Origin of the sequence: uncultured Apibacter sp., from assembly GCF_946479295.1 — a bacterium.
GTDB lineage: Bacteria > Bacteroidota > Bacteroidia > Flavobacteriales > Weeksellaceae > Apibacter.
In genome coordinates, this window is sequence record NZ_CAMLFD010000025.1 from 1 (window position 1) to 7378 (window position 7378).

The 7378-nt window shown below is 25.3% G+C and carries 7 protein-coding genes; 6 read left to right on the top strand and 1 reads right to left on the bottom strand.

Features of this window, described 5'->3' with window-relative positions:
• Nucleotides 1-271: 271 nt before the first annotated feature.
• Together Q0T35_RS10855 and Q0T35_RS10860 are read left to right on the top strand one after the other, a co-directional pair.
• The gene (locus Q0T35_RS10855; RefSeq protein ID WP_295843089.1) at nt 272-1708 is read left to right on the top strand and encodes a HAMP domain-containing sensor histidine kinase; all 1437 of its coding nucleotides are present in this window, start codon (nt 272-274) and stop codon (nt 1706-1708) included.
• Nucleotides 1701-2396 (top strand): methyltransferase, encoded by a 696-nt coding sequence (locus Q0T35_RS10860; protein WP_293919286.1) that lies wholly within the window; start codon nt 1701-1703, stop codon nt 2394-2396. The genes Q0T35_RS10855 and Q0T35_RS10860 overlap by 8 nt, the downstream gene beginning before the upstream one ends.
• On the opposite strand, the gene Q0T35_RS10865 is transcribed toward Q0T35_RS10860, so the two are convergent.
• A complete protein-coding gene (locus Q0T35_RS10865; RefSeq protein ID WP_293919285.1) occupies nt 2391-2753 on the bottom strand; it encodes a YraN family protein in 363 nt (120 codons plus the stop codon). The two genes, Q0T35_RS10860 and Q0T35_RS10865, sit on opposite strands and share 6 nt — an antisense overlap.
• A gap of 77 nt (nt 2754-2830) precedes the next feature.
• Here Q0T35_RS10865 and Q0T35_RS10870 point away from each other — a divergent pair, with 77 nt between their 5' ends.
• The 4 genes from Q0T35_RS10870 (at nt 2831) to Q0T35_RS10885 (ending at nt 6878) form a co-directional block, all read left to right on the top strand.
• Complete coding sequence (locus tag Q0T35_RS10870) at nt 2831-3610, top strand: hypothetical protein (RefSeq protein ID WP_295813141.1); 780 nt, start codon at nt 2831-2833, stop codon at nt 3608-3610.
• Between the two features lie 126 nt (nt 3611-3736).
• On the top strand, nt 3737-4531 hold the full coding sequence (locus Q0T35_RS10875; protein WP_295813139.1) for a glycosyltransferase: 795 nt from the start codon (nt 3737-3739) through the stop codon (nt 4529-4531).
• Nucleotides 4532-4547: 16 nt separating this feature from the next.
• Nucleotides 4548-5084, top strand: coding sequence for a glycosyltransferase (locus tag Q0T35_RS10880; RefSeq protein ID WP_295843091.1), 537 nt, complete (start codon nt 4548-4550; stop codon nt 5082-5084).
• 996 nt (nt 5085-6080) lie between these two features.
• The gene (locus tag Q0T35_RS10885; RefSeq protein ID WP_295813134.1) at nt 6081-6878 is read left to right on the top strand and encodes a hypothetical protein; all 798 of its coding nucleotides are present in this window, start codon (nt 6081-6083) and stop codon (nt 6876-6878) included.
• Nucleotides 6879-7378 lie beyond the last annotated feature (500 nt).

Consider the following 7378-nt stretch of genomic DNA (forward strand, 5'->3'; position numbering starts at 1 on the left):
CAAAGAGCAAATCATCTCTTATGATAAATTTAATAATATGGATGATCCCTTATTTATCTATGTTTTGTTATTTTATATTTGGAAACTGTAATGTAAAAAATAATACATTTATGGATAAAGCACAAAAATACTTTTTTATCCATGACTCAATTTTTTTCTGGATTAATCTTATATTTGTAATCGTCATTTTACCATTTGTATGTAAAATAATTATAAAATGGCGCGCCTTACCTGAAGGATAAAACAATTCAAGCTTTTTTTATGTGTATATATGTATAAGAAAATCCCATTATCTCTCCGAATTTTTTTAGTGATGATCATGGTAGAAGTCAGCACCATATTTGCAATGGGGCTGATTACATTTTATCAGTATATAAGAATTGCTGAAGAATATAATAATAAAAGACTAGGAAGGAAAGAACAATTAATAATTGAAACTTTCGATTATCTTATCTCAAGCCACAATACAAAACCGGATGAAATAAAATCTAAAATAGGAAATAAAATTTATGAGATTTCGGATATAAACAATATTGATATAAACTTTTATTCTCTAGATGGAAAATATATCATAGGAAACAAACTACCAAACCCTAAAACCGAATTTGTTCCAAAAGAAATTTTAAAAAATTTAAATGTTAACAATGATCGTATAGAAGTTAACAATAAGTTTCCTAATTCTGAAGATACTTATACCTCTGTCTATAGATATATATACAACAATGATTATCAACCTATTACGATCATAAATTTTCCTTTCTTACATGATGAGGCATTTCTAAGAAAAGATTTTTATTCCTTATTATATAGATATTTAATAATTATGCTTATCGTATTAATTGTTAGTGGAATTTTTTCTTGGTTCTTTTCATTATCCTTAACTCGAAAAATTAAAGATATTGCTTACCGCCTAAGGGATACCGGTGCTCTTACTCATAATAGACCAATTTTATACAATTATATTGATGAAATAAGTCCTTTGGTTAAAGCCTACAACATCATGCTTAGTAAATTTAGGGAACAAACGGATGCACTTGTAAAAAAAGAAAAGGACAACGCTTGGAAAGAAATGGCAAAACAGGTTGCCCATGAAATTAAAAACCCGCTTACCCCTATGCGGCTAGAAATTCAAAGCTTTCAAATGAGGTTCAACCCCAATGACCCTCAAATTCATGAAAAGCTGGATTCATTAACTCGCTCTCTTATACAGCAAATTGACACTATTTCATCGATAGCCGGAGCCTTTTCCAACTTTGCTAAAATGCCCGTAAAAAAAGATGAAAATTTAAATATTATACAAGTAGTAAAAGTTTCTTTGGAAATATTTCCTTCACAACAAATTTTGCTGGATATACTTGAAGATGTTATCCTATTAAATATTGACCCTAATTTATTGAACCGTATACTGACTAATTTAATAAAAAATGCATTTCAATCCATTCCTGAAGGAAGAACGCCCAATATTATAGTAAAAATAAGACAAGATTCACGAATGGTATATTTTTCTGTTATTGATAATGGAAGTGGAATCCCTAAAGAAATTCAAACAAAAATTTTCACCCCTCATTTTTCTACGAAAACAAAGGGTAGCGGATTGGGTTTAGCTATAATAAAAAAGCTTATAGAGGAGTACAATGGTTCCATTACCTTCATTTCTGAAGAGGGAGAAGGAACTATTTTCAAATTTGAAATTCCAAAAAATGGATAATATTTTTAAATTTAAAAAATTTCATATACTTCAAGACAATAGCGTTTTTAAGGTGGGTACAGACAGCGTATTATTAGGATGTTTGGCAAATCTTAACGAAGCTGCTGCAATTCTTGATATTGGCACAGGTACAGGAATCCTTTCATTAATGTGTGCTCAAAGGAATCCCTATTCTCAAATTACTGCTATTGATTCTGAAAAAAACGCATATTTACTTGCTTTGAAAAATTTCAAAAATTCCCCTTTTTCAAATAATATAACTTGTATACATGCTGATTTAATAAGTTTAAACACAGATAAAAAGTTCGATTATATAATATGTAACCCTCCGTATTTTAAAATATCTAAAAAATTACATCAAATACATCCGATAGCCAGGCATCAAATAAAACTGAATTATGAAGATTTAATTAGAATGTCCGCATTATTATTATCCGAAAAAGGAAAGATTGGATACATTTTCCCGATTGAAAACGAGCAGGAAGTTATAGAACTTACTAAACGCTATAATCTATTTCCCGAAAAAATAATATATATAATGGGCATAAAAAATGGCAAGATTAAAAGGGTTTTTGTTGAACTTTGCAGAAATAATAAAAAAATTACTCTAAAAAAATTCGTTATAGAAGAAAAACCACGCATTTGGTCAGAAGAATATAAAAATTTGACTAAAGATTTTTATTTATAACAAAATCGTAAAAGCGTGCTTTGTATGCTCTATCATCCAAATGTGTTCTTTTTTTAGCAGAGAAATAATATCAAATCGTACTTCAAAATCGAGATTGTTAGTTTGAACATATTCGTTGGCAGCTTTAATTAAAAGTTTTCTTTTCTGGAGATTTACAGCATCTTTAGGATCCATAATTCTTGTGTAATTCCTAGCTTTAACTTCAACCATAACAATTTCCGCATTATCTTTAGCAATAATATCTATTTCCGCTTTTCCAAATCTCCAATTTCTTTCCATTATCTCGTATCCTATCTCTAACAGATAATGAGATGCTTTTCTTTCTGCTTCTCTTCCAAAATCATTATGATAAGCCACCTTATATTTTTTTATTATATTATATAAAATTATATTTATATAAAATACAAATATATTATATTTGAAAAAAAATAAGTATGAAGAATACGGCTTTATTAATTTTTAGTTTTTTCTGTTTCTTCATTTTTTTCTCCTGTGGAGATGAAAATTTTGAACCTTATCCGAATCAAGGATTTGATATCTACAAAGGCTTATTACCTTCAGAATATATTCAAACGACAACAGATAGAAATACCGGTGCTAAAATAACCACTACCACAACCCTTCATTTCGATAATTTAAATAGATTAATATATGTAGAATCTTCGATTTCAGATTCTATAATAAGTACTCAAAGTATCACTTATAATGAAAGTAATGGAAATGTAAACACCTATTCTATTGAAAATGCTAAAGGCACACAGCTATATACCTATGAGTATAAGAAATCGAATATCATACTGGAACATAGGACCTTTAAGACAATTCATCCGCCGAATTATCCTGAAATTGAACCTTACACAAGAACTTTATCAGTTTCAGGCGATAAACTGATTAAAAGTGAAGATCCAAGGGAAATAAAAACCAATATTTGTAAGTATGACAAAAAAGGTAATTTAATTGAATCTAATAAAGAGCATTATGATTATAATAATTTAACAGGTATAATGAGCAATACAAAAACGCCAAAATGGTTATTTGTAGCGCTAGAAGGAAACTTACCTTTTTCTAACAATTTAGTTAATAATTGTATCATCGGCAAAAATAGGGCAACTTACAAATATGAGTATGATAAAGACTTACACCCTAAATATCCTAAAAAAGTTATAATAAATAACAATGAAGTGATCACGATAAAATATATACTGGCTAAATAATTTTATTTTAATTATTTTTGAAATTAGAAATCTTATAATATAGTTATATCCAATCAAAAAGCTATTCCTAATACATTAGTTAAAATGTAACAACTAACACTAAAATGACGGAGATTTTTATTAATTATGATTCCTAAAATAATACATTATTGTTGGTTCGGTAATAATCCTATGCCAATAAAAGTTTTAAATAATATCCAAGATTGGAAAAAAAAACTTGCTGATTATAAGTTTGTAGAGTGGAACGATAGTCATCTTAACTTAATAAACAATCAATACGTCAAAGAAGCATATCAGGCTAAGAAATTTGCATTTGTTGCTGACTTTTTTAGGGTTTACGCTTTATATAATGAAGGTGGAATTTATTTAGATACAGATATAACTCTATCTAAATCTTTTGATCCTCTTCTCAATTTAGATTTTTTTTCATGTTACGAAAACTGGAGAGAAATAATCCATCCTATTTCTACGGCAACTTTAGGAGCTGCTAAAAATAATCTTTTTATTAAAGAAATTTTAGATTCATATAAAAATGATAAGTTTATTATAAAAGGGAAGCCAGATGTAACAACTAATGTTAAAAGAATAACCACTATATTAAAAAATAAAAAATTAGTAGCCGAACCATATAATAAATTTGATACTTTAAATATTTCGTCAAAAGAAGTCATTTTTCCTTCCCATTATTTTTGCGAAAAAATTGAAGGCTATGATAATTATTGTGTTCATGAATTTTATGCTTCTTGGAAAGATGACAGTAACGATGAAATTATCCATGCAGAGTTAAAACAACCTTATAAAATTAAATTTAAGGTAAATAAGAAAGTTGTATTTGTTAAATTAAAGCAAGAAACGATACCCAATAGAATATTATTTTCGTTTTCATTTATGAAAAAAAAATATGCATTTATCATTATCTAAATAGGAATATTTAATTTTGCAACATAAACTAACTATTGTTGTGCCTGCCTATAATACAAAAAAATATTTAAGAAAATGTTTGGATAGTCTTGTTAACCAAACTCTCAATGATATTGAAATACGCTGCATAAATTATGGTTCAAAAAATAATTCACATATTATTTTAAACAAATACGCTAAAAAAGACTCTAGAATAAAAATCTTTAATAAATTTAATGGGGAGCTGTCATCTGCAAGAAATATGGGCATAGAAAATGCCAGAGACCACTATATAAATTTTCTTGACTTGGATGATTATCTTGAAAATAATGTTTACGAATTAGCTTTATCAAGATTTGTTAACGATAAAGTCAATCTAGCACATTTTTCAACAAATTTAGTTATCGAAGCAAATAATTGCGAACGTTACAATCTATATTATTTTCAACACAAATTTCTTGGATTGATCAAATTTACTAGCTACGTTATTAACAATTCAGATATTTTTGATTGGGATAATATATATAAATTTTCAATTATTAACAATTTTGGAATAAGTCCGTCCATAAGGTAAACACTAAAAATAAATATATAATTTACTCATGAGCTACATTTATAATGTAGCTTTTTACATTTTTAAATCAATATATGTCCTAATAATTAAATCAATTTTTTAATAATATAAATATTAAACATTATCTTATCCTTCGTATTCACTAATTAAGTTAAATTAAAGTATATTTTTAATTATAAAAATATATTACAACTCATTTTAGAATAAATTAACTATATTTGATTAATATATTATATAAGATTAACTTCAAATAAGTTTAATTTTAATTATATAAAACAACTTGCCTATGAATTCATTAGTTAAAAAAAATTCTGCAATATTGAATATTTACAACTTTACTATAAGTGTAGACAATTCTATTGAGATCAATAAAATGAATCAATGTATCAGATATATATTCATTTTTTTTCACAATTTTCTTAAAATCACCAAAAAAAATATAATTACAGCAAGAGATATAATATTGAAAGATTTTCTCATCATAAAAAGTTTGAAGTTAAAATCATAATATATACTTCCATCCAGATTTTTTTTAAATTTTCAAACAAACAAATAAATAATGGATATTTAAAATTACTCATTTAAAAATCGTAAGCCTTTTAATTTATTAACCTATGCAATAGAAATACGAGAATTTCAAAAATCTTCACCTTTCTCTGAAAAAGCATAAATCTATACATGAACTCAAAAGGTTATTTAATTTCAAGAGGAGCTTATAGACCTGAAATATTTTAATAGTTATAAAAGATATCCAATTTTATTAGGGATAGTTAATAAGCATTTATTTCACAGCCTCTTAATAACTATGTGCCGCACCTAGTTACATTATGCAAACTAATTTTTCAAAAATTTAATACTATGTCTGGATGAAAAAATCATATGGATTTTAATTATATAAAACATCTAAATACCGAATTAAAAATGAATAAGAAGAGCCTATTAAAAAATTAATTACTTAATAAATAAACTAAATTACATAAAAGTTCTCAGTAAATTATGAACAAAAAAGACTCAAAAAGACTATTATTCCAATTGAAAAACTATGAAGAATTTGCAAAATTTAGCGATTGTTTCTATATTTTACATCAATTAGCTAATCAATATCCAAATGTCACTTTTTTTCAGGAAATTGCCCAAACCTATTATAGTAACAGAAATCTTGATACATTATTAAATCATATTGAAAATACTATACTTAGCCATCCTGAATATAAAAAATTCTGTTTGTTAATAAAAGGATTAATATACGAAGAACAAGAAAAACTAAATGATGCTGAAAAAATGTATCTAAAAGCTCTTGATATAGATTATGATTATTTCGACGCTCGAAACCAATTAATAAAGCTTTACTTCTACAAAAATAAACGTTACCAAGAGACTATTAAACATTGTGAATTAGTATTTTCATATAAAAATTTTGATTTGATTGACAAAAAAAATTATAGCTCAACCTTTAAATGGCTGTATTCTCTATGGAATCCTTTGTTTGAATCTTATATTTATACGGATCAATATATGAAGGCAATTAAGATTATTGAACATAAAAAACAAACTCTAGATATTTTCTTTAAAGGAAATTATGAAGATAATTTTTATGATGAAAATATAATACTATTTAAATTATATTACCTTTTAAAAGATCAAAAAAAATCTAAAGAATTAATATATATATTAAAAAACTATTACAAAGTTTCTGATGAGTTTATTCAAGGATTGAAAAAAGATGCAGATCAAAAATATATAAGTAATCTAAATCCTGAGAATTACGAAATAAGCAAAAATAATTTTAATTAAATAAATAAACACACACAACTATATATAAAAGTATACAATTTTTTTTAGCCTATATTATTATTTTATTTATAAAATCATTCAAGTAAATAATAAAAAAATACAATTTATTTAATTGTATTTTTTTTAGGTAGACAATGCCCTACATCATTTTTTAAAATTAGAAATAATAAGATTTCTTCTTTAAGTTATTAGCTATATTTAATTATAGCTAATAATTTTATTTTTATTATATGATAACTTTTTTAACAGATAATCTTGATTATTAAATCACTTCCCCATAATCTAGTGAAAACTGCTAACGATAGCACCTCATAATGGAATATATTGGTCATTATTCAGCATTATAGTATATAATAAATGTTATTTTATATTTATATAAATAAAAATAATTATATTTACATTATAATTATTTTTAAATATTTTACTCCTAATTTAACATAAAAATCAAATCTTATGAAGCCTTTAGATAAAAAGAATTTAGTTAATTCTAATAAGGAAGA

What these genes read in the sequence shown, in the direction of transcription:
- Q0T35_RS10870 (WP_295813141.1), top strand. Translation starts at nt 2,831, where the DNA reads ATGAAGAATACGGCTTTATTAATTTTTAGTTTTTTCTGTTTCTTCATT.
- Q0T35_RS10860 (WP_293919286.1), top strand. Translation starts at nt 1,701, where the DNA reads ATGGATAATATTTTTAAATTTAAAAAATTTCATATACTTCAAGACAAT.
- Q0T35_RS10885 (WP_295813134.1), top strand. Translation starts at nt 6,081, where the DNA reads ATGAACAAAAAAGACTCAAAAAGACTATTATTCCAATTGAAAAACTAT.
- Q0T35_RS10855 (WP_295843089.1), top strand. Translation starts at nt 272, where the DNA reads ATGTATAAGAAAATCCCATTATCTCTCCGAATTTTTTTAGTGATGATC.
- Q0T35_RS10875 (WP_295813139.1), top strand. Translation starts at nt 3,737, where the DNA reads ATGATTCCTAAAATAATACATTATTGTTGGTTCGGTAATAATCCTATG.